The 25,930-nt window shown below is 37.8% G+C and carries 37 protein-coding genes and 1 pseudogene; 3 read left to right on the plus strand and 35 right to left on the minus strand.

Features of this window, described 5'->3' with window-relative positions:
• Nucleotides 1–24: 24 nt before the first annotated feature.
• The 27 genes from IGI72_RS12390 to IGI72_RS12520 form a co-directional block, all read right to left on the minus strand.
• Nucleotides 25–1,947, minus strand: a complete 1,923-nt coding sequence (locus IGI72_RS12390) for a hypothetical protein (protein ID WP_438754360.1) — start codon at nucleotides 1,945–1,947, stop codon at nucleotides 25–27.
• On the minus strand, nucleotides 1,925–2,167 hold the full coding sequence (locus IGI72_RS12395) for a hypothetical protein (protein ID WP_317723137.1): 243 nt from the start codon (nucleotides 2,165–2,167) through the stop codon (nucleotides 1,925–1,927). The genes IGI72_RS12390 and IGI72_RS12395 overlap by 23 nt, the downstream gene beginning before the upstream one ends.
• A complete protein-coding gene (locus IGI72_RS12400; RefSeq protein ID WP_438754362.1) occupies nucleotides 2,167–4,053 on the minus strand; it encodes a phage tail spike protein in 1,887 nt (628 codons plus the stop codon). The genes IGI72_RS12395 and IGI72_RS12400 overlap by 1 nt, the downstream gene beginning before the upstream one ends.
• A 558-nt stretch (nucleotides 4,054–4,611) precedes the next feature.
• Nucleotides 4,612–4,863: a hypothetical protein gene (locus IGI72_RS12405; RefSeq protein WP_438754364.1), complete on the minus strand. Its 252-nt coding sequence runs from the start codon at nucleotides 4,861–4,863 to the stop codon at nucleotides 4,612–4,614.
• Between the two features lie 11 nt (nucleotides 4,864–4,874).
• Nucleotides 4,875–5,681: a phage tail domain-containing protein gene (locus tag IGI72_RS12410; RefSeq protein WP_438754366.1), complete on the minus strand. Its 807-nt coding sequence runs from the start codon at nucleotides 5,679–5,681 to the stop codon at nucleotides 4,875–4,877.
• On the minus strand, nucleotides 5,678–8,098 hold the full coding sequence (locus IGI72_RS12415; RefSeq protein ID WP_438754368.1) for a phage tail protein: 2,421 nt from the start codon (nucleotides 8,096–8,098) through the stop codon (nucleotides 5,678–5,680). The genes IGI72_RS12410 and IGI72_RS12415 overlap by 4 nt, the downstream gene beginning before the upstream one ends.
• The gene (locus tag IGI72_RS12420) at nucleotides 8,098–8,466 is read right to left on the minus strand and encodes a DUF5361 domain-containing protein (RefSeq protein WP_438754370.1); all 369 of its coding nucleotides are present in this window, start codon (nucleotides 8,464–8,466) and stop codon (nucleotides 8,098–8,100) included. Before IGI72_RS12420 ends, IGI72_RS12415 begins: the two co-directional genes overlap by 1 nt.
• 11 nt (nucleotides 8,467–8,477) lie before the next feature.
• Entirely contained in the window at nucleotides 8,478–8,768 is a 291-nt protein-coding gene (locus IGI72_RS12425) for a hypothetical protein (RefSeq protein WP_438754372.1), read from the minus strand.
• Entirely contained in the window at nucleotides 8,768–9,343 is a 576-nt protein-coding gene (locus tag IGI72_RS12430; protein ID WP_438754373.1) for a phage tail protein, read from the minus strand. The genes IGI72_RS12425 and IGI72_RS12430 overlap by 1 nt, the downstream gene beginning before the upstream one ends.
• 27 nt (nucleotides 9,344–9,370) lie before the next feature.
• Nucleotides 9,371–9,613 (minus strand): DUF6275 family protein, encoded by a 243-nt coding sequence (locus tag IGI72_RS12435; protein WP_438754375.1) that lies wholly within the window; start codon nucleotides 9,611–9,613, stop codon nucleotides 9,371–9,373.
• Nucleotides 9,614–9,625: 12 nt separating this feature from the next.
• Nucleotides 9,626–9,961, minus strand: coding sequence for a hypothetical protein (locus IGI72_RS12440; RefSeq protein WP_438754377.1), 336 nt, complete (start codon nucleotides 9,959–9,961; stop codon nucleotides 9,626–9,628).
• Entirely contained in the window at nucleotides 9,962–10,198 is a 237-nt protein-coding gene (locus IGI72_RS12445) for a hypothetical protein (RefSeq protein WP_438754379.1), read from the minus strand.
• Nucleotides 10,191–10,529, minus strand: a complete 339-nt coding sequence (locus IGI72_RS12450; protein ID WP_438754381.1) for a hypothetical protein — start codon at nucleotides 10,527–10,529, stop codon at nucleotides 10,191–10,193. The genes IGI72_RS12445 and IGI72_RS12450 overlap by 8 nt, the downstream gene beginning before the upstream one ends.
• Nucleotides 10,471–10,914: a phage Gp19/Gp15/Gp42 family protein gene (locus IGI72_RS12455; RefSeq protein WP_438754383.1), complete on the minus strand. Its 444-nt coding sequence runs from the start codon at nucleotides 10,912–10,914 to the stop codon at nucleotides 10,471–10,473. Before IGI72_RS12455 ends, IGI72_RS12450 begins: the two co-directional genes overlap by 59 nt.
• 5 nt (nucleotides 10,915–10,919) lie before the next feature.
• Nucleotides 10,920–11,249, minus strand: coding sequence for a hypothetical protein (locus IGI72_RS12460; RefSeq protein WP_438754385.1), 330 nt, complete (start codon nucleotides 11,247–11,249; stop codon nucleotides 10,920–10,922).
• Entirely contained in the window at nucleotides 11,249–12,148 is a 900-nt protein-coding gene (locus tag IGI72_RS12465) for a phage major capsid protein (protein ID WP_438754387.1), read from the minus strand. Before IGI72_RS12465 ends, IGI72_RS12460 begins: the two co-directional genes overlap by 1 nt.
• Before the next feature lie 4 nt (nucleotides 12,149–12,152).
• The gene (locus tag IGI72_RS12470; protein WP_438754389.1) at nucleotides 12,153–12,614 is read right to left on the minus strand and encodes a capsid assembly scaffolding protein Gp46 family protein; all 462 of its coding nucleotides are present in this window, start codon (nucleotides 12,612–12,614) and stop codon (nucleotides 12,153–12,155) included.
• 80 nt (nucleotides 12,615–12,694) lie between these two features.
• The gene (locus tag IGI72_RS12475) at nucleotides 12,695–14,104 is read right to left on the minus strand and encodes a DEAD/DEAH box helicase family protein (RefSeq protein WP_438754391.1); all 1,410 of its coding nucleotides are present in this window, start codon (nucleotides 14,102–14,104) and stop codon (nucleotides 12,695–12,697) included.
• Nucleotides 14,105–14,163: 59 nt separating this feature from the next.
• Nucleotides 14,164–14,925 carry a hypothetical protein gene (locus IGI72_RS12480; RefSeq protein ID WP_438754393.1) on the minus strand — a complete coding sequence of 254 codons (762 nt, stop codon included), beginning with the start codon at nucleotides 14,923–14,925 and terminating at the stop codon, nucleotides 14,164–14,166.
• Nucleotides 14,918–16,159 (minus strand): hypothetical protein, encoded by a 1,242-nt coding sequence (locus IGI72_RS12485; RefSeq protein WP_438754395.1) that lies wholly within the window; start codon nucleotides 16,157–16,159, stop codon nucleotides 14,918–14,920. Before IGI72_RS12485 ends, IGI72_RS12480 begins: the two co-directional genes overlap by 8 nt.
• A gap of 149 nt (nucleotides 16,160–16,308) precedes the next feature.
• Nucleotides 16,309–16,641, minus strand: coding sequence for an HNH endonuclease (locus tag IGI72_RS12490; RefSeq protein WP_289229803.1), 333 nt, complete (start codon nucleotides 16,639–16,641; stop codon nucleotides 16,309–16,311).
• A gap of 235 nt (nucleotides 16,642–16,876) precedes the next feature.
• Nucleotides 16,877–17,563 carry a hypothetical protein gene (locus IGI72_RS12495; protein WP_438754397.1) on the minus strand — a complete coding sequence of 229 codons (687 nt, stop codon included), beginning with the start codon at nucleotides 17,561–17,563 and terminating at the stop codon, nucleotides 16,877–16,879.
• Between the two features lie 284 nt (nucleotides 17,564–17,847).
• Nucleotides 17,848–18,327, minus strand: coding sequence for a hypothetical protein (locus tag IGI72_RS12500; protein ID WP_289230738.1), 480 nt, complete (start codon nucleotides 18,325–18,327; stop codon nucleotides 17,848–17,850).
• Between the two features lie 198 nt (nucleotides 18,328–18,525).
• A complete protein-coding gene (locus IGI72_RS12505; protein WP_289229805.1) occupies nucleotides 18,526–18,648 on the minus strand; it encodes a hypothetical protein in 123 nt (40 codons plus the stop codon).
• Nucleotides 18,649–18,651: 3 nt separating this feature from the next.
• Nucleotides 18,652–19,137, minus strand: a complete 486-nt coding sequence (locus IGI72_RS12510) for a hypothetical protein (RefSeq protein WP_438754400.1) — start codon at nucleotides 19,135–19,137, stop codon at nucleotides 18,652–18,654.
• Nucleotides 19,138–19,142: 5 nt separating this feature from the next.
• Nucleotides 19,143–19,331, minus strand: coding sequence for a hypothetical protein (locus IGI72_RS12515; RefSeq protein ID WP_438754401.1), 189 nt, complete (start codon nucleotides 19,329–19,331; stop codon nucleotides 19,143–19,145).
• Nucleotides 19,321–19,833, minus strand: a complete 513-nt coding sequence (locus IGI72_RS12520; protein WP_428219175.1) for a DUF1642 domain-containing protein — start codon at nucleotides 19,831–19,833, stop codon at nucleotides 19,321–19,323. The genes IGI72_RS12515 and IGI72_RS12520 overlap by 11 nt, the downstream gene beginning before the upstream one ends.
• Before the next feature lie 49 nt (nucleotides 19,834–19,882).
• Here IGI72_RS12520 and IGI72_RS12525 point away from each other — a divergent pair, with 49 nt between their 5' ends.
• The 3 genes from IGI72_RS12525 (at nucleotide 19,883) to IGI72_RS12535 (ending at nucleotide 21,650) form a co-directional block, all read left to right on the plus strand.
• Nucleotides 19,883–20,110 carry a hypothetical protein gene (locus tag IGI72_RS12525; RefSeq protein WP_438754404.1) on the plus strand — a complete coding sequence of 76 codons (228 nt, stop codon included), beginning with the start codon at nucleotides 19,883–19,885 and terminating at the stop codon, nucleotides 20,108–20,110.
• Between the two features lie 327 nt (nucleotides 20,111–20,437).
• Nucleotides 20,438–20,989 carry a PBECR4 domain-containing protein gene (locus IGI72_RS12530; protein ID WP_412273259.1) on the plus strand — a complete coding sequence of 184 codons (552 nt, stop codon included), beginning with the start codon at nucleotides 20,438–20,440 and terminating at the stop codon, nucleotides 20,987–20,989.
• Between the two features lie 148 nt (nucleotides 20,990–21,137).
• The gene (locus IGI72_RS12535) at nucleotides 21,138–21,650 is read left to right on the plus strand and encodes a hypothetical protein (protein WP_438754406.1); all 513 of its coding nucleotides are present in this window, start codon (nucleotides 21,138–21,140) and stop codon (nucleotides 21,648–21,650) included.
• Between the two features lie 264 nt (nucleotides 21,651–21,914).
• On the opposite strand, the gene IGI72_RS12540 is transcribed toward IGI72_RS12535, so the two are convergent.
• The 8 genes and pseudogenes from IGI72_RS12540 to IGI72_RS12575 all read right to left on the minus strand — a co-directional run bounded on the left by IGI72_RS12540 (nucleotide 21,915) and on the right by IGI72_RS12575 (nucleotide 25,925).
• The gene (locus IGI72_RS12540) at nucleotides 21,915–22,157 is read right to left on the minus strand and encodes a hypothetical protein (protein WP_213356757.1); all 243 of its coding nucleotides are present in this window, start codon (nucleotides 22,155–22,157) and stop codon (nucleotides 21,915–21,917) included.
• 45 nt (nucleotides 22,158–22,202) lie between these two features.
• The gene (locus IGI72_RS12545) at nucleotides 22,203–22,553 is read right to left on the minus strand and encodes a hypothetical protein (protein ID WP_438754408.1); all 351 of its coding nucleotides are present in this window, start codon (nucleotides 22,551–22,553) and stop codon (nucleotides 22,203–22,205) included.
• Nucleotides 22,554–22,589: 36 nt separating this feature from the next.
• A pseudogene (locus IGI72_RS12550) lies at nucleotides 22,590–23,588 on the minus strand (tyrosine-type recombinase/integrase).
• Nucleotides 23,563–23,937 carry a hypothetical protein gene (locus IGI72_RS12555; protein ID WP_289229810.1) on the minus strand — a complete coding sequence of 125 codons (375 nt, stop codon included), beginning with the start codon at nucleotides 23,935–23,937 and terminating at the stop codon, nucleotides 23,563–23,565. The pseudogene IGI72_RS12550 and the gene IGI72_RS12555 overlap by 26 nt, the downstream one beginning before the upstream one ends.
• Nucleotides 23,897–24,199, minus strand: coding sequence for a hypothetical protein (locus tag IGI72_RS12560; protein WP_289229811.1), 303 nt, complete (start codon nucleotides 24,197–24,199; stop codon nucleotides 23,897–23,899). Before IGI72_RS12560 ends, IGI72_RS12555 begins: the two co-directional genes overlap by 41 nt.
• Before the next feature lie 4 nt (nucleotides 24,200–24,203).
• A complete protein-coding gene (locus IGI72_RS12565; protein WP_410053312.1) occupies nucleotides 24,204–24,704 on the minus strand; it encodes a Holliday junction resolvase RecU in 501 nt (166 codons plus the stop codon).
• Nucleotides 24,679–25,086, minus strand: a complete 408-nt coding sequence (locus tag IGI72_RS12570; RefSeq protein ID WP_194186163.1) for a hypothetical protein — start codon at nucleotides 25,084–25,086, stop codon at nucleotides 24,679–24,681. Before IGI72_RS12570 ends, IGI72_RS12565 begins: the two co-directional genes overlap by 26 nt.
• Nucleotides 25,087–25,100: 14 nt before the next feature.
• Nucleotides 25,101–25,925, minus strand: coding sequence for a rolling circle replication-associated protein (locus IGI72_RS12575; RefSeq protein ID WP_228074165.1), 825 nt, complete (start codon nucleotides 25,923–25,925; stop codon nucleotides 25,101–25,103).
• Between the last annotated feature and the right edge of the window lie 5 nt (nucleotides 25,926–25,930).

A 25,930-nucleotide genomic window follows, 5' to 3' on the forward strand; every position in this document is an offset into this window, starting at 1 on the left:
AACCAATGATGATTGTCCGCCATATTAATATGTTGTTACTACAATATCTTCCACAAAATCGAATTTGGGTTTTATATTATCATTAGTATTACGGACATATGCAGTTATACTTCTGTTGCCTCTGCCACGTATCAAATAATCAATGCCCGACCCACTACTTGTAACTTCTTCTTTCAAGTATAAAGAACTTAATCTATTACCAATCAGATTTACAATATTAGTTTGACCGCTAGGCATTCCTCCGAATCTCAACCCACTATTTCCTTTCCCTGTAAAACTGCAATCTACAAAGCTGTTTGTAGATGAAGATTCGAAATTGTTATTAGTGTGATAACTTGCTGGAACATCAAATTCACCTGTCCATTCAGTTTCAAAAATACAATTTTCATAAATATGCTCCTGACCACTTCTTGTACCACCTGCCATAGCTTGGCAATATGTTCCTGCATTTTTTTTAATAAACGAACAGTCCGTACATTTTAGATAATCCGCGTGTGTTTCAGGATGGAAAGCATATCGAACGGATTCACCGATTATTATCAGATTTTTCAATTTACCGTTGCCCAAACTGGTAATTGTAGATACTCGTTTGATATCATCATCCGAAAAAACATCTGGGTCCAAATTCCCTGATATGGTAATATCGCCAATCCCTTCTAAGGTTTGATTTTTATAAGAAGGATAACCTTGAAAACTAGTATTTTTAATCTCTGATTCAGAGTATTCATCTTCCAGATTAAAACTATCGTATATTTTAATAGTCGTTCCCTCTGCAGAATCCTCTATTGCTTTTCTCAGGCTCGTATAATCTCCTGTACCATCTTTTTTAACTGATACAACTAAACCTCCCTCTATGCCCAAAATTGCACCTACTTTTTGAGCATTATCTTCTGTGATCCAATCACTGTTCAATTCCTGAACGGGCCTTAAAACTACTGAACTTGCTTGATCTTCTTTCATAGATATGCGTATACTTCTGATTCTATCGGATAATACGGTTTCTCTAAGTTTCGTTGCATGTGTTAATCCCCCCCTATATCTTCCAAACGAATCATAAAAAGCTAACTGTTCTGTTGTTCCTAAAATTTCCCATCTTAACCTAGGATCGATTTCAAGCGTAGGACTTGCAGCATATCCCGAAGCACTTGTTTCTGCTCCTGTGCTGTAATTAATAAAAACCCCTATAACTCTATCTTCGGATTTAAAGCTGTTAAAATCATGCGGAACAAAATATGTTAATTTGTTTTTGATTGCAGGTATAGATGCATCGTCTATTGCTTTAACATCCAAAACATCGCCAGCAATTTTTTGCCCTTCATTAGGTCCAATAAAAGCATCCGCAATCTGAGTTTTCTTAAAAGTCTGTACGATGTAATATGCATTAGAAGGAATCGTACTAGGGAAACTTGCTACATTTTGATATCCACTGATGTAACCTCCTGTTTCTGTTAAGAAACACCCTTGCTCTGTTGTTCCGTAAATTAAAATGCTTTCTAATGGATTAATCTTGCCTTTCACATAACAATAGGCTGTATTGTTGATGATATTTCCATTTTGGTAGTTAACAAACTTGTCCCAATAAATATTCTCTTGAACGCACAAATTATAACTTGTTTTTGTTTTTACTATACCTAAATCTAATTTGCGAGTTTCAATGGATTTGTCTGCAATTTCCTTACCTTGATAAATACCCAAATCCTTCCATGCGCCATCAACCCACATATAACTATGACCGCCATCGCTATTTCCATTGTTGAACACAAAGAACATACCGGACGCGCCAGAGGGGTATTTTGCTTGTAAGTCAGCTAATGTATCAAAAGACTCATTGAAACCGACATTGACTGTATTACCTTCCGAATTCACAAGAGCATCGATAGCAGTATTAATTTTCTGCCTGCCTGAATTAAGCGTATCCGTGGCATCAATTTTCTTGATTTGTACCATCAACATCACCTTCCGATTCCTCTACACGAATATCCACCACATCAATAATACGAACATAACGATTATCACCAATCATGACCCCTTGGATCAGGTTGCCATGCGGATCCTTAACAGTTCCAAGGACATAATCATAATAGTCGGATTTTAAATTAAAATCTTCAACTTCGATTACTTCTGGTTCTTTTCCTTGCATCTGAATTTTTACTACTTTATTGGCCATTAAAAATCTCCTCCTAATTGCGATTTGATAAATACTCGCATTGTGATCTGCGCTTCAATTCGTGCACGTCTATTCGGTTTCATTGTAATCTCATGCCAACCACGATTAATTGTGCCGTCCTCTTGCTTAGATAGGTAGCTGACAATATCAAACCGTTCCCGGCTTGTATTTGTCCCAGGAACAACATTACCATCTACTGTTAAAACAATTTGGTTCGCAGTGCTACTATCCTCGAAAATGCCATACTCAATATCATGCGTATGTGCAGGAACATTTATAGTGTGCACATGATTTGGAATGTTGATAGTTACATTGTGCTGATGCGCTGGCGTAGTAACGGTATGGGTATGATTGTCAGCTGCTTCTGCAGTATAAAGATCACCCGTCTGAGAAGATCCGTCCACATATATTGGCATATTCCTGTTATATCCCATAAAAACATTGGCTGTATTAGCAGCCCCCCATTCATGATTGATAACACCTTCAAAAGTAAACATTTTATGCCTATGACTACCATTGGCGCTGCTTGTGTTCGTACTTTGTCCTGATGCCTCACTAGTGGATGATTGCACACTTCCGCCACCTGAACTCGTAGATTGTACTGATCCGCCGCCGCCAGCTGTTCCTTTGGAATACGCTCGGAAAGGAGATGTTTCGAAAGTTAATTCGCATGTATTGATTTTGGAAACATCATCATCAATATATAGCCTAAACTTTACAGGATAATCGCTATCGGCATTATCAGCTTTATCGTAGTTGAGAATGTTCGTCGCACCTTGAGAATACAACTGATTGATTTCAATGTTTCGTTCAATATCGGCTTGTGTCGTTCCGAGGTCACTAGGCACATAACCGACAGTAAGCCGTATATCTTGAGGATTTCCAAACATGTCCGATTTCGATTCTTTCAGGATCCGTAGATTCAACTTACCGAATTTATTTGTTTTGACTTGTATCACTTTATCAAGTCTCAACTCGTCTATTTTTGGAACCTTTTGACCAGGTTTTCTGGCCACGGCCTTAATCAAATCAATTGCATCAATATTCCAAGTAACCAACGGCTGTTTAAATTTCTTGAGTAATGCCACAGTCGAACTATACAATGATTGTGCATCAGTGAAACGAGTATCTGCCCATACATATTCAATTAAGCCGTATTTAGCAATACTTGATGCATCTTCAACATAATATTGACCAGTTGGATTAACTTTCTTGATATTCAGTTGGTTGACCCCTTCACCTTGACCAAGCGGATAAATACGGTTAATCGTCTGGTTCGGATTGGTTTCCACTTTAAATCCTTTTAAGTTATGACCTTCCCAAACACGTGCTGTTACTTCAGTTGGCGGCTTGATCAAATTAATGGTCCATGGATAACTGGTTGTGTTAAAGGTCCACATGTATTCTTCATCAAACGGCTGCGGAATGCTCCAAATCGCATCAATCAATCCGTTTTCGTTTTCCCAAGAATATTGAAAGTATCGGATAAACTCACACGTACCCAATTTCCAATGTTTGACTTTCTGCAGCCCTAAAAGATATTGCAACACTTGTGTAGTAGTCGTATTCTTTTTGATCTCGTGATAACGAAACATCACGCTATCCATTAGCAAACTCAACACATGCTTGCATTCAAATTTGACCTCTTTTGATTCAACAGAAAAAGTTGTTTCACTTGGCATGACTCGAAACAAGCCAATTTCTTCGCCGTCATTATCTGTGATTTCCACAAAGCCTAGTAGCTGCACTTTATCAACTTTTGGATCATCTAGCGGCAAACAAAAAGAAGCAGACCATATGTTGTTGGTTTGCTTCTCGTAGCTGACTTTTGTTGCATTTTGCAGATAGGCAACTGTCTGCCTATTTATATCTAACGCTTTTAACATATTGCCCTCCGATTTATTTTATTTGATATACTTGATTTAGAAAGCGAGGTGAAAAAATGTTCGAAAAACTTATTTCATTTGGGTTGCCTCTTTTATCTATCGGCATTTCTTTAATGACCTTTTATTTTACGGTTTGGTCTAGACGAGCAAAATTAGACGTAAATTTTACCGGACGTCCTAGAGAAATGAAACCAGATAGATGGGACAGCACTTATCCTGACACCTATATTTTTGATGATTACAGATTTTTCGTTGATATTTCTATCACTAACGAGAGTAGCTTGCCAATTACCATAACCGAATTCCAAGTAGACAGTTTTGCCAATGTTAGATATTCAGATGCGACGGGTGATCATTATAAAGTAACTGTACCCAATAATAATCCAGGTCTTGTTGGATCGACTATTGAAATAGTTTATGATTTTAATTCAGTACCTAAGCTAATCCCTCCAATAGTAATAGAACCTTATTCTGTACATCTAGGAACTTTAGTTTTTAGGTACGATAGTCCTCTGCCTGACAATGTAAAACTAAAAATTATTACATCCAGAAAAACCTTCATAAAGAAAATAGAAGTTTCTTTAAGGTCATACTCTGAGCTCCAAACGAACTATCTAAGACCGCAAGTAAATAAATCTTTTCTGGATTTATAGAGTGGACTTTCTCAAATTCTTTGGACAACTTATTTATTTCATTAAAAAAATCTTCTCCGTATAATTTATCTTTCTCCTTCAGTCTGCTATCAATAGACTGGAGGATTTCTGTTTGTTTACGCTGCTCTTCAAGAATCTGATTCAATATTTCTTCCATAGTCTTTCCTCCTACATGTATACATTTTGATAATCGATTGTCAGCACAAAATTCATTCCTGTCCCGGTCACATTGATCTTGCTGTTTGGTACGATATAGAAATCATCCATATCGATCAGGCGCTCAACTCCACCGAAATAGGCAACAAACATTTCAGTGTCGATCGTAACTGTTTGATTCGAGAACATACCGACTGTAATTGACTTGCCGGCACATGTAATTTTCACATTTGTTCCGGAGCCGACTAATTTAATCGATGGCTTAACCGCTTTGCCGTCAACATAAGAATCGATGCTTTGATTAGCGGTGATTGTAATTCCATTGGCGCCTGTTCCGGTATTGCCAAGAGTATAACCAGCGTTAAATCGTACTTTTGTAGATCCCCATAAAATATCGTTTGCCGAAGTGTTACCGTGTTTTATTCCTTCTAAACAAATCACTTCTAAGGTAAAAGACCCTGCATTTGAATATAATTCAGGAACAGAAGGCGTTGTAACTTTTCCCCAATAAAAAACATCAGGTTCCGATGATTTCTGGATCTTCATCAATCTTGGATAACCGTAATCGTCCAGGATAAAATTGGTAAATTCTCTTAATTTATATGATCGCTCTAGTGGATCGCTGGCAAGTACAAGGATAGGAAACTTCTCTTTGAATGCACCGACTTCATCGCCAAAATCGTACAATCCTCTAACGCCTGGTATGTTTTGAGTCTTTGAAAAAATATCTCCTAGCAATTGTTTTTCATTGCCTTCCATATTTTTCATTCCAAAACTGCTAAGTGTGTAGGAATCATCAAATGTTAGTTCAAAAATCAAATTGTTCGCCTCCTACCTTTACTACCTGCCGCTTGATCAGTTAATTTTTCTAATGCACTAGACATTTTATTAACTGTTTTACTTACGATTGAATCACCATCTAAAATGATATCTGGGTTTTTATCGATTAATTCGTACAATGTTTCAAGCATTGCTTCAAGTAACGCAATAATCCTAGATTGAGAATAGTTTTCTCCATTTGTTGATAACTTATTGAAATCAGAAGCCAATCCATTTAACGTCTTAGAATCAAGTGATCCGTTGTTAGCAGAGTATAGTGTTTCCATCACTAGACTTCCTGAGTTCCCAAATGAATTGTATAGTGAATCTGACATCCCATTCACAGTATTTTGGACTACTTTAAACTTATCTTGTAAGCCCATATTCAATCCATCCATAATGGCATTACCTGCAGGGATCAGCAATTTCTTATCGTATGAGATTGGCCCTTTATGTTCTTTGATCCAGTCTGCTATACCTCCGACAAAACTTTTCACGCCTTCCCAAGCAGATTTCAATCCACCCAGAAAACCGTTCATGATCGCTGAACCAGCTCCGCTGATATCAATATTGGCTAATCCTTTGATCACACCTTTGACACTTTCGATGATGCCAGAGATTTTAGATCCGACACTTGAAAATATGCCGCCCATTGAAGAGAAAGCACTCCCCACTGTTGATACAACCGATTTAATGATATTACCTGCTGCAGAAATCGTCGATCGGATAGCACCCCAAATACTTGACATCACACCACCTAAAGCACTACCAGCACTGCCCATGCCACTAAATACAACCCGAATACCGCTGATTGCACCTGAGATCAATCCGCCAGCAACCGATACTGCATTTTTGATGTTTGACCAGGCACTACTAATAATCGTACTTAATGATCCACCGGCACTACCTAAATTGGCAAAATAACCAATTACAGTCCCTATCCATTCTGCAACGGTTGTTAACGCTGGCACACATGCATTGAATACATTTACTAAGAATGAAATCACTGGCGTTAGAAAACCAATCGCTCCTGTTACTGCATCAAAGGTTGCAGATAATCCCATTAAGATACCTTTGAACACGCCACCCAAAAATGCGCCTAATACTTGTAACACCGGCATCAACGCACTTGCTAAAACACTGATCAGCGGTTGGGCCGCATTCCACATTTTCACAAATGATTCAATCACCATATCAATTGCTGGACTGACGATGGCCATCATCGTTGTAAAAGCATTCTGTATATCAGGTACAACAGCTGAGATAAATGCTTGTATACCGCTAAAATCTAAACTAGCAAACGCACTAGCAATTTTACCGATGATTGGTGCAATGGTCGATACCACCGTTTGAAACAGACTTGGCAATTGCCCAAACACTGTTTTGAATAAACCAATAATAGGTTCGATAGCTGACTGAATACTGGTCATAAGAGTAGCCGCTGCTCCGCCTTCAATGCCAATACCTAATTGTCTTAGCAAATCGATACCACCTTGCAGAAACTTTGGTCCAGCTTCTTCAAATAATGTTGAGAATACAACGGGTAACCCTTTGAAAATATTCCCCACCATTGGAATGAAGTTACCAAATAAGAATGTGGATGTTGTTTGTGCCAAAGCTTGTAAAGAAGGTGTAATGTCACTGCCCAAAGATAGATTACCTAATACGTTAGATAAAGCAGATTTCATTGAATCAAACGATCCGCTGAACGTTTCTGCTGCTTCTTTTGAAGTTGTCCCGGTAATATCTAATTCTTCTTGAATGACATGAATAGCACTATATACATCGCTCAAACTACTTAGATCGTACTTAACGCCAGATAACTTGGTTGCATCTGTTAGCAAGCGTTCCATTTCTGTTTTGGTACCACCATAACCAAGTTTCAAGTTGTCTAGCATTGTATAGTTTTGTTTTGCAAATCCCTGGTATGCATTTTGGATATCACCAATATTGGTACCCATTTTATTGGCATTATCTGACATATCTACCATGGCCATATTTGCTACATCTGCAGCTTTTTCAGTGTTTCCACCCATGGATTGCAACAAACTAGCGCTAAAGCTAGTCACGTTTTCCATGTAGCTGTTAGCAGATAAACCTGCAGTTTTATACGCTTCATTGGCATATTGTTTAACTTTATCGGCACTCCCCTTGAATAAGGTATCAATACCGCCTAAAGATTGCTGAAGGGCGGCACCTTCTGACAACGATGCAGATATGCCTTTAGTTATCATTTCGCCAATTTTAGCGGCCGCAATAACTCCACCAACTGCAGCTACTAATTTACCGCCAATCAGATTTCCTGTGCTAGTTCCAGCAGAATCAGCTTCGCCAGATAATTGTTTTGTAATGGATCCGCTAATTCCTTTAGCAGAAGGCATGATCTGTACATATGCTTGTCCTAATTCCGTTGCCATTAATTGCCACCTCCCAGCAATCTATTTCTCATACGTTCAAAATCCTCGCCAGAATCAAAAACGACTTCGCTCTTCACTTTCGGACCACTCTCGAATAATTTTTCAGTAATAGAAGTTGGTGCATTTTTGCCTTTTTCGCCGTCTTTGGTCTTGGACCACCAGATCAGTTTCAAAGCATCTGTCATACTCGCTAAGAGTACCGTATCGAACGGAATCTTTTGACCGCTCAACTTCATTCTTATGCGTGAGTTTTCCCTTAATCCGCAAGAAAAAACAGCCACCTTTGTTGCTGGTAGCTGTTTGTAGTCGTGTATATGATATGTTTCTGCAAGATCGCAAATCAACGCTTCTTCGTCAACGCTGATCATTCCGGCAAGGATTAAGAGTTTTTTGTTTCTGCTTGATTTTGAAAAATGTTCGCCAACTCTTCTGCCATACGCTGACCAGGAACAAATCCTTCCTCATCGCGTACGTGTTCTTTCAGAGCGTTGGCTTGATCGTCACCTAATAACAGTTTCAGTGCTTTGGGCATTAATGCCGGATTGTTATCAACTTCTGTAATTACTTCTAGTAATTCATAATTGTCCAAACGCTTTTTATCAAGCACATATTCAAACCCTGATTCTGTACTACCTTTTATTACATTCTCTAACTTGGTTACTTTGGCCATTATTCAGTACCTCCTGCAGCTGTTGGACTTTGAATATATTCAAAGTGAGTGTTACCTTCTTCATCCGACGGAATAGCAGTGATGGTTGTTTCATATCCAACAGCATCCGCATCCGTATAAGTGATTTCACCGATTTCAGATACTTTTGCATTCGGAATAACGATTCGCTTTAGATTGCCGCCCTTTAGAATCATATCAACAACAAGCACATGTTCTTCTAATTCTTTCGAGTTGGCTTTGATCGTAATTCCAGTTTGCAAATTACCGGATACGTTTGTTGATCCGTAAACTTCTTTGAGTACATCGACGTTTGTCGCTTCAATCAAAGTGTAAGTAAAGGTATCTTCCTTTTCCGTTTGAACTGAAGCGACGGTGTCACCGCCCCACGCTTTGATATTTTCATTTGACGGTGTATTTGAGTTAACCATTCCATCTTCAGAAATGTAACCTAAAGATTTGAAAGCCGCATTCAGTTCATCTTTTGCATTTTCAGGTACCTCTGTTCCCAATGGTGCCGAATAAATGGCCCCACCTACCTTGGGTTTTGCAGTTGATACATTTTTTGCATCTGACATGTTTTATTCCTCCTAATAACTATTTTCTTATAAAGTCACTTTGATTAATTCGTTGCTGGCTTTTGTGTAACTATCTAAATACAACTCTTCCTTGTCTCCGTTGTATGTAGATTCATAGTACTTGCCTTTTGCTGCTTCAACATCACTAGAAAACAAACCTTTAATATTTTGCAATGTTTTGCATTGCCAGACACAATACACTTGTTCCGGGTTGCAACCTAACTTTTCTGCTATAGCTTTTCTTGATACTTCATTAAACTTACGATCCATTCTTTACTCCTCCTAGTAGTGAGTGATATCAATTACTGCTTGATATCGGTACTCTTTCGTAGTTGTATCCGTATAGTTATAATCACTGTTCAACTTGATTCTGCTAATTTCGTCAAGTGTGATCAATTCTTTTAAAACTGCCTTCAGTTCAGCATTCAAAACAGCTGCTTTATATAATGTTGGTGCATAGCTTTGAAATGCATACGTTGAAGAAGAAATTTGATTATTTTCTCCACTACCAGTCTTTTCAAAAAGAACGTAGCTTTCTGGCATCTCTCCTTGCTTTTCTAAGAAAGACGGCACCGACAAATGACTATCCAGAAAATTCTTGATCACAATTTCGATCATTTATCTCACCGCCTTCAGCAACGTATTATTTTTCATGTTGTCCTTTTTCGCTTGATATGTATCAGCATAAACCATCGCATTCGCCCTGGTCTTTCCAACAAACGTATCTTGTTTATATCCTTCTCCTGCACGATTACGCACAGCAGTTGCCTTTTCTTCAAGAACGCCTTGCATTTCAGCTGATTTCATCAAACTAGCAACACCACTACGATTCAACTTAAATTTCATGTTAGCCATAGCGCTCCACCATCACTTTCTTATGCCAATCAAGTGGTATTAGATTCTCGATACCCTCGATAGGAAAACCAAAGGTCCTCCAGCGTTTGCCAAAGAATTTTACTTCCTTGTCTTCCCAATCATGGGTATCGCCTTTTGGAATGCCTAATGTGTATACTGCTTTTTTGCCAGTTAACGTGAGCTGATTAACGATATCATCTGTCGATGTCGGACTGACCAGAACATTTTCTACATCAATATCTGTTTCTTCATAGATTGGATTTCCAAAAGGATCAGAACCCGTCTTCTCCAATCCCACTAATTGGATTGTTATGCCCTTTAAAAGTGCCATACGGTTCAATCACTCCCATCCGTTGCCGTTTCAAACCAAGGCGACTTAATTCGCTGTTCTTTATGAATAAGCCGCCACCAGGAACCAGATATGATCCAGATACAGAATAACCTAGCGCACCTTCTGCATATTGAGTCATTGGCTCTTGATCAGTTGATGTCATAAGCGTTCTGGCTACGACATCAACTGTTACTGACTTAACAACATTCAAAAAGTAATCAGGTTTCATACTGATCATAGTGTCTAAATCTTTGCCGACTTTATCTGCTTCCATTCGCAATGAATCAGAAACAATATTTAACAATTCCGTAGCACGAGAAAGTTCCTCTGGTTTAAGCGCACGCCAGAGACTTGTTAGATCTTCGATAGTTGCAAAAGCTGTCATTCAGATCACTTCCCTTGCGACATCATCAATTCATACAATTCTGCTTTTTTAGAAGATGCATTGTATTCAATTCCGAATGCGTCTAGTTCTTGCATGATCTGCTTTTTGGTAATGCCTTCTAAGCCAGCCACTTGTTCTTCTTTTTCATCGGCTTGTTCTCCCTGATCAACTGCTGGTGTTTTAGCTTCGTCAGCAGTATTTTCAATTTTTTCTTCATTCAGTGTTTTTGGTTCTTCATCAATTTTTGACTCATCTTTCAACAGGACCCAATCGCCACCAGAAATAACAAAGGGGCTACTAAAAGTAACCCCTGTTTTGATATTGTGATATTCCATTATTGTCCGCCTCCTGCAGCTGGTTTGATCACACGGGCAAAACTAGCTTTGTCCAAGATCCCCCATCCTAAATATGTTTCGGAACGTAGCAAGATTTCGTTGTGACCAGCCAAGTCACGGCCGCTATTATCAGGGTCACCAGCAGTATGGACTTGCAAACCAATATTTTTTGCATATCCCCATTTCACAGAATTTGCGAAATCACCAACATAAATTGATGTATCGCCAACCGCTGATACAGTTTCATTGATGTCGATTTTCATACCTGCCAAGTTTTCTGGTTTAGCACCCATACGAAATTCTGGATATTGGCGCACCCCATTCACTTCAACTTTTGACAAGTCACGACCAACGACAGGTGCCATAGCAATACCTGTTGTGATTCCTTCTGAATTTTGAACCAAGAAAATCGCATCTTCCAGAACGTCATCAACTTTAGCAGCATCATATTCAACGGTTTGATCAACGACTGTGTCAAAGCTTTTGCCACTAACCAGTTCAGATACCAATTTTGTACGTGGATTAATGCCGTGGAATGACATCAAATCTAGACCGCGTGCTAGTTTTTTCGAATATCCATCAGCAAATTCTTTCAAAATATTTAATTGGGCCTCTTCACCAGAGAACCACATTTCATCAGAAAATCGTGCACTATATTCGACTTTTACGGGCATCATTTTAACTTTTTGAATGGTAGCTCCACCAACTGATTTCGCACCACCTTCATCTACTAAATCAATATCTTTATCTAATGTAAAACTAAACATCTCGTTACCGTTAAAGGCGACTGGTTCTTGTTGTGTTAATAAAGCCAAAGAGCTATGTCCCTTTACTTTGTTGATCATTCCTGCAATTCTTTCCGGTGTAAATAACTCGTCTCTTTTCATTACATTAGCCATGTTGTTATTCTCCTCTATCGTTTAATTTTTTTAGCATTTCTTTTAAATCTGCATCTTCATCTTTTTCAACTATTGGTTCTGTTTTCTTCAAAGGTGGCGGCGTTTGTTTCTTGCTTACGAAACCTGCTAACCGTTCTGCATCTGCTTTGATACTTTCTTCATCGGAACCGATTAAACGATCCGCTAAATCAATAGGTAATCCGTTTTGCAATGCAATTCTAGTACGTAAATTCACTGTTTCTTTCTCAGTGATTTGTTTATTGAGATCAGCTATTGTTTGCTCATGAGTCTTAGCGGCATTGCTTGTTTCTTCGATGGTTGATTTCAATGCATCTACTTCTGTTTCCAATGCAGCATTACGTGTTTTGATTTCATCGTAATCAGCAAACTTTCCTTTTTCACGATTCAATCTCTCCTGGATAATACGGTCCAGTTCCTCTTGTGTTTCGATTGCTTTGAATGTCATAATACAAACTTCCTTTCTCCTGCTTGCCCGGCAGTTCGGTAATTTTGCGTATTAAAAAACGACTACTGTTAAATAGTCGTCTAATACCTTTTTTGTTGTTTTTTCTTGGGCTTCTTGATACAGCAAGCCCAATGTGCTAATAGCGCACTATCCATTAAACAGATATCTCTATCGTCAAATTGCGATTTATAACCAAATCCACCATTGCTGCCAATATTACGCTTCTCACTGTTCGTAACTACCGAACTTAGTGACGGTTGATCTTTGTGGCAAATAGTTTGTTGGAATATTCCCTGTTCCCATAACGAATTAGCGGTAATGATTTCGGATACTTTAGGAAGCACTGGATCTTTTAGTTTAAAATCTGACATTTCTTTGGTCAGAATATTTTGGCCACCAGCACCATCTATGACCACTGCATTTACGTTGGCTTTCTTCAAGAAATTTATGATCCATTGATTGCCGTTCCTAACAGATACGCAATCAATCGTTTCAACGAATATTTTCCCAGATAAAGTTTTAACTGCTATACTCATCGCAACATTCTGACCATCATTTCCATATTTGATTCCAACATACAATGGACCTTGCAGTACCGGTAAGGCCATAACTTTTAATCGTGACCAATCACTAGCCGAAATAGCAGATTTTTGATTGTACTTAGGCCAAAATCCTAAGCGTTGTACGTTATGATCAAGTTTGTCTTCGCCAAGCTCCGCTTCAATCTTTCTTTCAGTCAAATGATAACCTAAGGAAGGATTTGAATTATACCAGGCTTCCACATCATGGATATCTTTCATATCCTCTACTGACCACTCGGCCCAACCAGAATACTTCGATTTACCAAATAGCGTTTTGTCGCGATAACTTGTAAAAACAGTACCGCTCGAAACCGGGGTAGGTGGTGTACCACACATGATCGTCATTGGGTTTTTACTATCGGTTACGGTATACTTCAACGCTGATTCTTGTTCAGTGGTGTATTCTTGGGCTTCATCAATTACAAGCAAATCAAATCCTTCACCAAGCCCACCGCTAGATGTCCTTGTCCTGAATTGGATCACGCCACCTGTTGCATATAACTCCAATCGCTCTTGGCCTTTGGCTTTGATTGAATTGAAGTCTTCGCCCTCAATATATCCCGAATCTTCAAGCAGTTTTTTCAACTGCTCATATGAAGCATGAGACGTACTGATCCTGTGAGCCGTATGCAATATGCTTAGTCCTTCTTCAAGCGCATCTAATTCAACAATGTAAATAACCTCTGTTTTACCGTTACGCCGTGGAATTGAGAAACCAAACTTTTGATGGACCCACAAATCATCTTCATCGATAGCCAAAAGAGGTTCAAGCATATCGATTTGCCAATCGTAACAATTGCGCCCGGTTCTTTGGTATCTTTCAACCGCTCTTTGAGATACAGATCTATCGTATGGCAATATTACCGATTGAGTAGGATGTTGATTACCAAATTTTACTTTAGTAGCCATAAACTATCCCCTTTCAATCTCGATCATGCATGATAACCCTGTCGCTGGGAGATATCGGATCACGCATCCTTTCTCAAATTAAGATTTTTCCTATTTTGGATTTTTTGTTGCTTTTGCGGATCAGTCCAGGCTTTTGACCAAACATTTTGTTTCCGCCCATCGCCCGGTTTGTATTCGACTATGCATTTACACCTTTCGTGCCTTCTGTAAACATCATCTGGTAAATCGTAATAATCAAATGATCCAGCTAATTTTTTACACCAGTCGCATGCATGCCCAACAAGGGTTCTGTTAATTGTTGGTCTAAGACCTGATTTTGCATGAAAATCGACATTCGCTTTGATGACATCGTCAACAACACTTTGGCTAAAATTAACAATTGGTTCTCCTAATACCCATTTAACAGAGTCGAAGTCTTCCGCTGCAGATATCTTATTTACCATGCCGTTTACCCTATCTTGATTGAATTCAGGCTTCTGACCTCGTATTTTTATTGCCGCTTCTTTATTTAATAGTTCTTGGACATCGACAGCAAAATTTGATATTAAATCATAATTATTTTTCAAAGTTTCATTGAGTAGCCTATCAGCGATATTGAAGTACATTTTCCCATCAGGAAGGATATCGATACTAATATTGTTGCCTAAAACATTTGCTAGTATTTCGCCAACTTCAATAGCAAACTCATTAACATTCTTGTAAGTTGCTTTCTTGTTTTTTAGTAGAGAAAAAGCAGACTTCAACTTCTGACTGTTGATTGTCCGCTCACTAAATTCATTATTAATCTTTTCGAGTAACGCAGGAACAATATCGTTATCCATTGTTATCGCCACCTTTTAATCCTGTTAAATCTCTTATTGTTTCACTGTTGATATAACCAGGAATAGCTTGATTCAATTTGATTGCACCATCGCCGATCAACGTGAGTGTATTGGCATCAGCTTCGAATAATGGTTCCCACTTCGGGATTGTTTTGGCAAACTGATATCTAAAATAAGGATATTCATCACGCAAACACGCTGCGACAAATGCTACATTCAAAATACCGGACCCCAAAGATCGTTGTGCTTTACGCCCAGCTAGCCGTAAATTTTCATGACTAGCTCGAATCGCTTCAACAGATGACGGATTATCAGAAACAAATCCCAAGTCATCCAAAGTCAAACCAGTTTCGCCAGCAAAACCAGCAGCCGCAGTTTTTAATTGCTCTGTAAATGGTGTCATGCTAGAAGTCGTAAATTGACCAACTGTAGGAGCAGTATTATTTTCACCAACAGTAAATTCAAGCATCGCTGATATTGTTGCTTTCCAGGTATCTAACGGTTCTGAATCTTGGTCAGTGCCTAACACGTATTTTTGTGGGAAAGAGTAAAATTCTGCTGTGATATCTGCACGTTCCAAAGTACGCTTAGCGTACGACTGATAATACATGCCTGATCTCGTTATTCGAGAACGGCCGAATGGACGTACTGCATCTGGACGGTGAATCACCGGTACCAATAACGGATAATCGAAACTATGTTCAATTGGTTCGTCTGGTATATCTTTATCCGCGTAATAGTAATACGTAATGCCCGGAAGAAAATACGCTTCAATTGCAGGATTTCCATCTTTATCTCTTTCAAGCACTGCATAGCCCTCGTTTAATAATCCAGTGATCGGATCAATAACCCCAGTTGCATTGCTCGCTTCGATAATTTGAAGTCGTGGAATATCGCCCTCTCCTTTTGAAATATAAACGAATGAGCAAGAAGCGATCAATGATGATAAAACCAAACTATCAAAAAATACATCTGGATTATTTGCTTCAAAAATTTCATTTACTTCAAAATCATCATGTTCGAATTCACGAAATACTAAACGATCCGCTAATGAATCCACACCTTTAGCACACCAGCCTAAAACGGATCGATACCTTTTCCTTATTTCCGCTGGAATGGTAATGCCAAAAACTGATTCTTTCTTTTTCATATCGTATTGTTCATACCGCATATCTACACGGATTTTATGCGTGGAAAGCTTGTTTCTTAAATAATCAATGCCATAAAATTCCATTATTTTGCTCCTTTCAAAATGTCGCGCGAGAAAATATGTACAGTGACGGCGTGAAGCTCGGCCGCCAAGGCGGAGGGGTGCCTATCCCCCCTCTCTCTTTGCGCGTATCAGGTTTTAAAAACATTTTCGAATGATTATATACAAATTATTTAACCACCATAAGAAGCCCAATCAGTGCTTTGTGGAAGGTTCCTGTTACCTACAACTTTCGGTGCTTCATCCTTGGTTGTGTAAAGCTTGTCAGACTTCTGTCGGTTGCACGTCCAGTGAGCCAGCTGCAAGTTGTCAACGCTTGATGGATGACCACCTTTATTGATTGGTACTATGTGATCAACTACTGGACTCAAAGGATGTGGTGCCTTAAATGATTTATCAATAGGCTTACCACAAATCCCACATGTGTTCTGGGTCTTCATCAGTATCTTCTTGTTCTTCTCAAAGGCTACCCGGTGGGGGCCTTGTCTATCCGCTCTTAGTGCCATAATAGAGGGGTGTCCTTTCTTAGGGGTAGGGTACTAAAACGTTTCGATGTTTATAGATTTAAATGTAGCTAACAACTTAGGAAATTGAATTGCAATCCAATCTACTAACTCTTCATCTTTTCCCCATTTGGAAGCCAAATAATTAAGCTTTGCATTCGTAATTCCTCCTTAAAAATTCGCAAAACAAAAAGCCACTCGCAATGAGTGACTCTACAAACAATCTTTAATTTGAAACTTATTTTCCTTCCTTAGCTTTATCCCATTCCTTTTTTAAATAGTCTTTCATTTCGCAGGAGAACAATTTAATATTATTTTCCAAGTTTACTACGCACTCATCGATCATTATAAAGTTTTTTTCATGTTCAGTTAAATTATTTCTTATCAATTCTTCAAGCTGGTCGGTCGTAGATATTAAATCATTAATCAATTCAATGATTTTTTCATGCTCTTCCGACTCACTAAAATACATCAATATTTCTTGACCAGTATAATAGAATTCACTTGCGCACCTGATAAGGTCATTTTTTTTAGAATCTGCTCTTTTAAAAAATGCCCTAACATTATCTGAATACTCCGGCAAAAAAACATCTTTTTCCTCTGCAAATTTCAGCATAGGTTCCCTTATCTGCGACTCAAAAACCGCTTCGCTTTTTATTTCAAAGTATCGTTTAGTGTAGTCCGTGGTAATAATAACTATTCGAGTTAAGTCATTAGAATTACATATTAACTTAGAAGCTAAATCTCTTACACTTTTAATCCATTCAATTCTAGCTTTTGCTTTTATATCTGCATCAATCTGTGTCTTGGCCATCTCTTTTTGAAACTCTTGTTGTTTTTTGTTTTGAGTAATGTTTACATAAACATTAGCAATAATACCCATAATTGTTGCGCCAAATGGCACCCACAACTTCCACCATTCCATTCAATCACTCCTTTTAATAAATTGTAGCATTTATTAACAAGTAAGTAATACACAAAAAGACAACACTAGCGAATTTCGAAATGAGATGATCCACCTCTTTCAAAAAATTGTGCTGTCTTTATATATCCGTCAAAGAAGAATAAGCGATAAGGAGCTTTCCCCCTTCCGGTTTATGAATTATTGTGAGTAGTCCAACAACCATCTCTCGTTTCTTCTACGCTATTAATATAAACCGTTTTAATCAATAATTGAATAGTTAAAACTATCGAACATTTATCGAACATTTAAAAGAGCGATATTTGCTTTGTTTCATTGGCAACTCTATTATAGGCATCTATATCATTAACCTTGTTTCGCTTATCCTGCTTTTCAGACTCGTACTGATCTAAGAAATTTAGTGTTCTTTTTATCTCGGCGTGTCTTTGGCGCACATAAGATGAGCTATATCCAATTTCTTCAGCGATTATATCTAATGAGCAACCTTCAATGTATTTCTTACGAACTATTTCATTATCTATACCATTGAACGAATTAATAATAGCAAGCATTTCTTTCCTTTGCTCTTCTAGTATTTCTATCTCTTTCTCAATCTTAGCAATGTTTTCTTCGAGTGACGATGATCTAGAGTTTTTTTCAAGTCTTACATCAGATAAATCTCCAAATATCCATCGGCTTAATTCCAGTCTGCTTTTGCTAAGATTCCATTTTAGATATAAAATTTGATTTTCTAATTCCTGATAATCTTTTAGCCATTGAAATCTCACAATCGCCACCCCTTTATGGTAAAATAGTCTTGTCACAGGTCACTTACCCAAAAGGTAGTGGCTTTTTTTATTTATCAAAATGTGAGCCATGTTGATATTCTTCATCAATGATCAGACTCTTTAAGGTCTTGCCAAGGACCTTTTTATTTAATGTTCCATTTGCTTTGGCTTTTTCTAGCAACTTGCGCTTCTTCTTTTTTACTTTCGATTTTTTTCTTTGGCAATGGCTGGCTTCTCCTTTTCATCTAATTCTTTACCGAATATCACACTTGCGAATACTGCCGCAAAAAGTGCCACGGCTACTAACACTGCAAAGTCCATCATTTATCTCCCTAGCCGGAATGATTTATTCATAGAATTACGAATCTGATTTGCAATACTGCTCGAAACATCTATCTCCATTACGGAACGACTCAGCATATTGGCAGAAATACTTGTTCCAGCTATTAACCCCTTACTCAATTGTCTTCCGGTTATATATGATCTGGCTACCTCATACAATTCACCTCGAGGGACAAAGTTAAACTTATATATTTCAAAAAAGCGGTCATTACTCATTTGAAAGAAATCTAATGCCAATTTGAATTTTGAATGTCCTTTGTATGTGCCGTATTTCTTAATTAAATATGCTCCCTGATCATCATCTGCTTTGATTTTATCTTTCTGATTGTCATTCATTTTTTTACTGGCTTCTGATTCTGAAACATTCTCAATGCACATGATCCATATTTTTTCCAAGCAAGCCTTCATGACTTCTTCATCGTTCGAATTCATACCATGCAGAGCAATTCGTGCTGTTTCTTTTAACATTTATTTCATCCTCCCGCTTCCACCGCATCCCTAACTAACGGATCATTAATAATAATCTTGTACTTCATTTGCTCATGCTGCAGCTGTTCTTGTAACTGCTCAATCTGCCGTTGCTGGTCCACTATTGTATAGGTTAAACAACTCAGTGCCAGGACAGTTAGGATCGTTATGATGATTGTTTGTTTACGATTCATTGGCTTTTACCACTATTCCGCCTATTGTATTAGCAACGCGTTCTGCATCTTGTTTAGATTCAAAATCCATAATGCCATCTATTTCATGCGGAGAAACTAAACAACCATTAGACTGAAACTTGATGAAATATCCATTACCTATTTTCACTCGATAGATATCAGTTTCCTTAACTTCGTATCCATCCTTCATACGAATTAAAGTATCAAATGCATTATTACTAGATGTCCCGAACCACTCCATAAACCCTGTTGGATACTGAGCGTGCTCTACTAATTTGTACGAGTGAGCAACTGCTTCGTAAATCGCAAAAGTCAAATCATTTTTATTCGTTTCAAACCAATCAGCTACAAACTGTGGAACAATTTCTTTTGACTGTTCAAAATCTTTTTCCACACAACTTATGGCAATTCTTAGCCCTTCATTGATGCCTCCAGTGTACTCAGACTCAATTCGATCTTTAATTTGATTTTGCTTTATTTTTTCAATCAATTCTTGTTTCATCAAAATTATCCCCTCCGTCCATGATATAATCGCCATAGGAGGCGATCGTATGAAATTTTTCAAATTTAACTATAGTAAAGGAAATAAACCTTTTCTTGGTATGGCTATTATATTTTTTGTATTGGGAATAGGGCCAAGATTTTTTTGGTTTTTTATGGGCTTATTTTTCCTTTTATCCTTCTTAGAAGAACAGGATACGATAGTAACTACAGTCGCCAATAAAATTACGCCAACACCAAAAATCTTTACTCTCATTCAAGCACCTCCCGTTATTTAATTTATTTTTTAAACATTTCCTGACACTCTTCTATAAGCTACTTTCGCCTGTTTTTGAACCACTATGATCCTCTATGATATTCTAACGGCTTCTAATCCTTTGTCATCTTTAAATCAAGTTCTTGCCAAAAATGGGGATTGCTGTTATATTATTGGTGAGGATATAGATCTTACTCCTCTCCAATCCAGAAACTGGATCATTCGTGATCGAAGTGGGAATTGAGTGCACCCACGTTCCCCCGCGGGCGGGTTAGCCTAGCGTTTGTCTGCATGGGACGGTATCCATGCTTTGCACTCTTATTTTTTTTGTGCATTTTTGGAGGTTAGAATGAATACAGATTTCTCTCTCACTTATAATCAGTATCTTTCTAACTTTGATGGAAAGATGGCTATCCTAACAACAAAGTTTGAACCTTTAGATAGGTTTTATATTAAGTTCGATATAAAGCAATTACCTCACTTATTGGGTCTTCAATACATATACACCGATCCGCCCCAAAAATTATGCGAAATGCTCTGCAACAAGGATATAACTTACGAAAAACTGCAGCGTCATCAAAATTTCGTGAAAATTAAAGATCGTATCACATTGTTTCCGTATATACTAAATATTTTTCTAGAAGACTATAACGCCTCAGTGATATATGTCTCTGAGCAAGATCGTCATGGATCTTCAATGAAATTAGATATTGTGTTCGCCCATCCACATAAAAACAAATATCTGAACTTAGGACTGAGAGAAACGGGAGAATCAATTTATTCACCTGTAACTTTTTATGTCTTTAAGAAAGGGCGGAATCCGGTTATGCCTTCTTCAAAAAGGGCAAAGGTTGATACGATAGAATTTATCAACCCAACTAGACAAATACAACTCTTTTAAGTTTTAGTAGACCATCGTAAGCGATGGTTTTTTTATGCCTGAATTCCGTTATCGCTGACGATTGCGGATTTGCACACTTATATAAAATTACTATTTGTCTTCCTTTAATATGGTATTATAAAAATATCATTTAACTGAGGTGATTCTGATGAACTTTTTTTACTCTGACGCGTATCAAATCATTCTTAACTCAATTACGGCTATAGGTACGCTAGGATCTGTTCTTTTCGCACTTTATTTCTCGCTAAAGGAGCTAAGAGAAAGAAAATTACTTTTATTAAGAGATCAAGCATCTAAAATATATGCTTCAAGTAGATCTGGTAAAGATGGTCTTCTTGTGACATTACACAATGAATCCAACCTACCTATACACAATGTTTTCATCATTTCGGTTTTAAACCAATCAGGTCCTTCTCTTAAAGAACAGCTTAAAACTTATAATAATATAAAGTTTTTGGAATTATGTTACCCGACGGAATCCAAGATTTTGATGCAAGACCGCGGTCATTCAATGGGTGGTAAACATGACGTCGTTATAATATTTTTTACAGACGCCATGGGTACTGAATGGTCATTAGACAACAAATTTAAACTCAGAGAAGTAAAAAATTATGAAAAAGAAATCATCAATTCTTATCTCGAATTTTCCCCGCCATATTAAGAACCTACATAAACGTGGGTTCTTTTTCCGTTATTTCGTCGGATAACTGACTTGGTAAAATATAAAATATGTTACAATACCTAAAAGGAGGTATTGCTTTGGGAACTTTTTTAGCTTTTATTTGGTATATTTTTATAGGATTTATGCTTTATGGAATCATCAGATTGGCAGTTAAACACGGAATTTCCGATTCCAAAAAAAATAATTTATGATTCTGTTGCTACTCTTTTAGGGTAGTTTTTTTATTTCCACAATTTTGGTGGATTAGATACGATTAGAACGATAACAATCACGTGCTTCTTCATCTGTACGCACAACATATTCTTTACGCTCTACCCACGTTGTGGTTTTAGTATTCCATTTTTTTGTAACATCTTTTTCACTTAGGCAGACCTTACAAATATAGTGATCCCAAGACATACCAAGTCCACCTAGCGATCCTTCGTCATCAACATGCAGTAAAGCTTTTTGATTACATACTTCGCATTCATATAACTGATGTTCCATGTCAGCCCTCATTCCTCCTAGTTTTTTATCTCTGTCGATAGCGAACTAAATCTGTCTTGTATTAATTACGTTAGAGATACCTTTTTTCACTGCCTTTAGTATGTCATCTGTCAGACTGTCTACATCAACAGCATCGATAGTAACCGAGGTATTAGGATCAATAACTTTAGATATATTGTGTATCACCTTCCACGTGTCTATGACTCCTTGAATTGTTTCTGCAAGTTCACTGTCATTTTCTTGAATCCATTCAATCAAGTCATCTTGTGCAGACTTCTCGAAGAGGTATAAATCTTTTACCTTTTTCTCAAGAAGTTTTGTAGGTACCATTTCCATTTTAGGATTGGCATCTAAAACCTTTTCTTTTTCAATAAAATCTAAAAGCTCCTTTTTCACTTTCGTTTCCTCCTAGTTGGTAATTTCTCCCGCTTACTAACTCACAAATTTCTGATGCGACAACTTGAGTTCTTCATCGCCGATCATTGAATATTTCAACGTTGTGTCAATTGATTCATGTCCTAAAAAGTTCATAACCAGTTCGATCGGCATTCCATGCCTTCTGGCCATAGTAGCTGCAGTTCGTCTAAATCTATGTGGATGGACGTTTGTTACACCTGCACGCTCACTTATTCGCTTAACCAATTTTTGTACTCCTGCAACAGTCATCTGACGTCCTTTGTATTTACCATAGAAAATAGGGCCAACCTCATGTGGTACTTTTAGCAAATAGTTTTCCAGTGCCATTTTAGCTTTGGCATTGAGATAAAGAACCCTTTGCTTATTACCTTTCCCGATAACAGTGATGGAATCATTTTCCTTGTTATAATCTTTGAAACTTAGTGAAACCAATTCTGATACTCGACAGCCCGTACTTAATAGCAACTCAATTATCAATACTTCCCTTGGGTTCATCGCCGCTGATCGGATTTTTTCGACTTCAAATTCGCTAAACTCCTGTTTCCTACGCTTAGGCACCTTGATGTTTTCTACCCTCGCACCTGGATCCCTAGTAATATACTCTTCTGTATATAACCATTTGAAGAAACGGACAATACAACCCCGTTCTCTAGCAAGGGTGCCTTTGCTGACTTTGTCGATCATCTCCCTATTTGCAATAAACAACCTTATGTCATTTGTGTCCACTTCTTTATATGGTTTTCACACAGTCCTCATAAAAAGATTGATTGTCTGCATGTAAAGGTTTAAGGTTCCATTTGAAAGACCTTGAATTTTTTTCGAGACGAAAAATTGCTTATAAGCGGCAACATCAGATGTTTCATCATAGATAATCATTTCATTTCGTTGCTCGATAATTGAGTACTTAGAGCATTCAACCGTTAGAATATTTTTCAATCTCTTCAACTGTAAGCCATCGAATTCTTGTTCAATTTCAAGTAAAATCTTATTAATCAGCTTTTCTTGCAATGGCATCACTCCAATCTTTATAGCGATATGTTCGTCCTTGTTTATCTTCATGACCATAACGTAATAAATCGCTCATCGTTCGATTTGCTTTTTTACACTTCCGACATACGTCTTTCCGAGTACCTGTGAAAATCACTTCGCCTTTGTACAGCACTTCTACAATTCGCAAATGGGATTGCTCCCCTCTCCAGAGTTCAACACGCAATGCTTCTCGCTCTTCCTCGATTACTGGATCAATCTCTCGATCATCAAGGTTAGAAAGATAAAGCAATCGTTGTAGTTTTAAAGCACGTTCTCGATGACGCTTCTTTTTTTCACGTTCTTTCTGCTTCATCGCTCGCTGATTCTGGTTCATCTTGATCACCTCCTGCATCTGCTGGCTTAAACACATATTCATAAGGCTCCCACTGCTTATTTCCAAGAAGGCGATAGTATTTCCCTGAAAGCGTAATAATAAAATGATAGGTATCTGCCTTTTCTGGAACATAACATCTTGCATAGTATTGACGGTAATTCTTGGGGTTATTAGAAAAATACTCAACCGTCCATCCTCGTATCTTGCAAAACATGGTGAATTCGACACGCGCTACTTTGAAACTGGTTATTCTTTCATCCATAGGATCACCAATTCGTTTTTTTCAGAAAATCGATGTAGCCTGGCGTAGCAACCTGATATTCTTCCAACTCTTCTTCAAGAATGTACTGACGGCCATATTTTGCTTTCATGTTCTGCCAATCACTCCATGGGATAAACCCAACGGTCTTTTTGATCATGCAACAAACACCTGCCATCGCTCCTAATTTTTGATGAAGATCCAATAACGCCTCTTGATTTTGTGTGATCACTGATTTTTTTAATCGATCCGTTGTGGTCATCTTTGCTTCAAAAACAATGGCACGCCCATCCCATAGAGTTCCTTTGTAATCTGGTTGAGCTTTCCCGATTGGATAAACGATCATTCTGCCATCGCCGAGTATCTGCTTCACACGAAACGGTTCAGGCGTTTTTTCAATTAAAGCAATTTCTTTTGTTCTGTAGTACCAACATCCTTGATCAATCATTTTTTCAAAGATATCGCCCAAATCATTGTTGACTCTATTTTGGTAATTTCTTGAAGACATCGTTTCTACCTACTTTCTTCATTAGTTCAGTAATAAATCCTTTTTTATCGTTTTGCCCAAATGTATCTAATGTTCTTCGGTAAATGCGCTCATAGTGTGCTTTATCTTCAAAGCATACGAATTGTGAATAGCGATCACTCTTAACTATTCCTGCATATGCTGAATGATCATTTAATTTGTTTGATGCAGCATCGCAAATTTGCTGATTTTGAAGAAATCGGATTTCCTTTTCTTCTGATTTGATTTCCAATGTTTTAATACATGGAGAAAATTTCCCTTTGTTTTGATCATCAATGTTTAACATCAAAAAGACTTCCTGCATCATGTCGATACAATCTGATTTATCAAAGCAGGCGACCAGATACGTTTGTTTACTTTCCATTTCTACCTCTTTCTCTATCCATCATCATTTCTGAACAGTTCGATTTTGAAATACCATCCACGATCCTCATCATAAATTTTCAATATATCTCCTAAAATTCGGTATTGAGGAAACCTCTTAAGAATTTCCTCTGCTCCATCATCGTTGGACATACCTAATTTATTTAGTTTTCTAAATGACCAATAATCATCGTTGGTTGTTTCGTGTGGCTCTTTGAGGTTTCGACTCTTGGACCATCGCTTTTGACCTTTCTTCCACTGGCGATTTTCCCATTTCTCTTGACCTGTTAAATAATTGACCAAGCCTTGCATCCCATCTGAATCGTATTGAATGTTTTGCACTTGTCTTCGACCAAGAGGCTGTTTCTTCTTTCCTCGTCCTTTAGACCAAACACTCTCGATTGCATCCCTTGATGGTCCATTGTTTAAAACGATATGGTGATGGATTCGAGTGATATAGCCTACTTCCTCATCGTATTGATAAGAGGTAAACCACATGTACTTGAGTTCGACCCCTTCTTTCTCATAGAGTCTTTTTAGTTTTTTCAAAGTGTTTTCTTGATCACGCTTGGCATCAGAAGGCTTTTCAGGTAGAAACTGATCGGAATAAGTGAACGTGGCATAGTAATCTTTCTCTCCAAAGTTTGCATATAGGAACAATGCGGCCTTTCGTTTACTTTGGGCTTGATTCCATCTTGCTTGAGATAAGCCAGTTACTTTTTTCCTCCTACCTCTGGGTTCTCTGCATTTTCGTTCCTGCTCAATCGTCCTACTGTAAAGTCGGATTTCTTTATAAGGTCCTGCTTCCACTCTGCGTTCTCTAACAAATGATTTCTTCATGACAA

This window comes from Enterococcus sp. DIV1059_2, from assembly GCF_051713685.1.
Lineage (GTDB): Bacteria > Bacillota > Bacilli > Lactobacillales > Enterococcaceae > Enterococcus_D > Enterococcus_D casseliflavus.

Excerpts from the sequence above, each read along its gene's own strand:
- IGI72_RS12515 (WP_438754401.1), bottom strand. The coding sequence starts at position 19,331 with ATGAATCGTAAACAAACAATCATCATAACGATCCTAACTGTCCTGGCA.
- IGI72_RS12415 (WP_438754368.1), bottom strand. The coding sequence starts at position 8,098 with ATGGCAACGGAATTAGGACAAGCATATGTACAGATCATGCCTTCTGCT.
- IGI72_RS12470 (WP_438754389.1), bottom strand. The coding sequence starts at position 12,614 with ATGACATTCAAAGCAATCGAAACACAAGAGGAACTGGACCGTATTATC.
- IGI72_RS12480 (WP_438754393.1), bottom strand. The coding sequence starts at position 14,925 with ATGGATAACGATATTGTTCCTGCGTTACTCGAAAAGATTAATAATGAA.
- IGI72_RS12495 (WP_438754397.1), bottom strand. The coding sequence starts at position 17,563 with ATGGAATGGTGGAAGTTGTGGGTGCCATTTGGCGCAACAATTATGGGT.
- IGI72_RS12395 (WP_317723137.1), bottom strand. The coding sequence starts at position 2,167 with ATGGCCAATAAAGTAGTAAAAATTCAGATGCAAGGAAAAGAACCAGAA.
- IGI72_RS12485 (WP_438754395.1), bottom strand. The coding sequence starts at position 16,159 with ATGGAATTTTATGGCATTGATTATTTAAGAAACAAGCTTTCCACGCAT.
- IGI72_RS12420 (WP_438754370.1), bottom strand. The coding sequence starts at position 8,466 with ATGATCAGCGTTGACGAAGAAGCGTTGATTTGCGATCTTGCAGAAACA.
- IGI72_RS12455 (WP_438754383.1), bottom strand. The coding sequence starts at position 10,914 with ATGACAGCTTTTGCAACTATCGAAGATCTAACAAGTCTCTGGCGTGCG.
- IGI72_RS12435 (WP_438754375.1), bottom strand. The coding sequence starts at position 9,613 with ATGGATCGTAAGTTTAATGAAGTATCAAGAAAAGCTATAGCAGAAAAG.
- IGI72_RS12510 (WP_438754400.1), bottom strand. The coding sequence starts at position 19,137 with ATGTTAAAAGAAACAGCACGAATTGCTCTGCATGGTATGAATTCGAAC.
- IGI72_RS12475 (WP_438754391.1), bottom strand. The coding sequence starts at position 14,104 with ATGGCTACTAAAGTAAAATTTGGTAATCAACATCCTACTCAATCGGTA.
- IGI72_RS12560 (WP_289229811.1), bottom strand. The coding sequence starts at position 24,199 with ATGGATGAAAGAATAACCAGTTTCAAAGTAGCGCGTGTCGAATTCACC.
- IGI72_RS12520 (WP_428219175.1), bottom strand. The coding sequence starts at position 19,833 with ATGAAACAAGAATTGATTGAAAAAATAAAGCAAAATCAAATTAAAGAT.
- IGI72_RS12570 (WP_194186163.1), bottom strand. The coding sequence starts at position 25,086 with ATGGAAAGTAAACAAACGTATCTGGTCGCCTGCTTTGATAAATCAGAT.
- IGI72_RS12425 (WP_438754372.1), bottom strand. The coding sequence starts at position 8,768 with ATGGCCAAAGTAACCAAGTTAGAGAATGTAATAAAAGGTAGTACAGAA.
- IGI72_RS12465 (WP_438754387.1), bottom strand. The coding sequence starts at position 12,148 with ATGGCTAATGTAATGAAAAGAGACGAGTTATTTACACCGGAAAGAATT.
- IGI72_RS12565 (WP_410053312.1), bottom strand. The coding sequence starts at position 24,704 with ATGTCTTCAAGAAATTACCAAAATAGAGTCAACAATGATTTGGGCGAT.
- IGI72_RS12440 (WP_438754377.1), bottom strand. The coding sequence starts at position 9,961 with ATGATCGAAATTGTGATCAAGAATTTTCTGGATAGTCATTTGTCGGTG.
- IGI72_RS12400 (WP_438754362.1), bottom strand. The coding sequence starts at position 4,053 with ATGTTAAAAGCGTTAGATATAAATAGGCAGACAGTTGCCTATCTGCAA.
- IGI72_RS12390 (WP_438754360.1), bottom strand. The coding sequence starts at position 1,947 with ATGGTACAAATCAAGAAAATTGATGCCACGGATACGCTTAATTCAGGC.
- IGI72_RS12505 (WP_289229805.1), bottom strand. The coding sequence starts at position 18,648 with ATGGACTTTGCAGTGTTAGTAGCCGTGGCACTTTTTGCGGCAGTATTC.
- IGI72_RS12460 (WP_438754385.1), bottom strand. The coding sequence starts at position 11,249 with ATGGAATATCACAATATCAAAACAGGGGTTACTTTTAGTAGCCCCTTT.
- IGI72_RS12575 (WP_228074165.1), bottom strand. The coding sequence starts at position 25,925 with ATGAAGAAATCATTTGTTAGAGAACGCAGAGTGGAAGCAGGACCTTAT.
- IGI72_RS12450 (WP_438754381.1), bottom strand. The coding sequence starts at position 10,529 with ATGGCACTTTTAAAGGGCATAACAATCCAATTAGTGGGATTGGAGAAG.
- IGI72_RS12430 (WP_438754373.1), bottom strand. The coding sequence starts at position 9,343 with ATGTCAGATGCAAAAAATGTATCAACTGCAAAACCCAAGGTAGGTGGG.
- IGI72_RS12555 (WP_289229810.1), bottom strand. The coding sequence starts at position 23,937 with ATGAACCAGAATCAGCGAGCGATGAAGCAGAAAGAACGTGAAAAAAAG.
- IGI72_RS12445 (WP_438754379.1), bottom strand. The coding sequence starts at position 10,198 with ATGGCTAACATGAAATTTAAGTTGAATCGTAGTGGTGTTGCTAGTTTG.
- IGI72_RS12405 (WP_438754364.1), bottom strand. The coding sequence starts at position 4,863 with ATGGAAGAAATATTGAATCAGATTCTTGAAGAGCAGCGTAAACAAACA.
- IGI72_RS12490 (WP_289229803.1), bottom strand. The coding sequence starts at position 16,641 with ATGGCACTAAGAGCGGATAGACAAGGCCCCCACCGGGTAGCCTTTGAG.
- IGI72_RS12530 (WP_412273259.1), top strand. The coding sequence starts at position 20,438 with ATGAATACAGATTTCTCTCTCACTTATAATCAGTATCTTTCTAACTTT.
- IGI72_RS12540 (WP_213356757.1), bottom strand. The coding sequence starts at position 22,157 with ATGGAACATCAGTTATATGAATGCGAAGTATGTAATCAAAAAGCTTTA.
- IGI72_RS12535 (WP_438754406.1), top strand. The coding sequence starts at position 21,138 with ATGAACTTTTTTTACTCTGACGCGTATCAAATCATTCTTAACTCAATT.
- IGI72_RS12525 (WP_438754404.1), top strand. The coding sequence starts at position 19,883 with ATGAAATTTTTCAAATTTAACTATAGTAAAGGAAATAAACCTTTTCTT.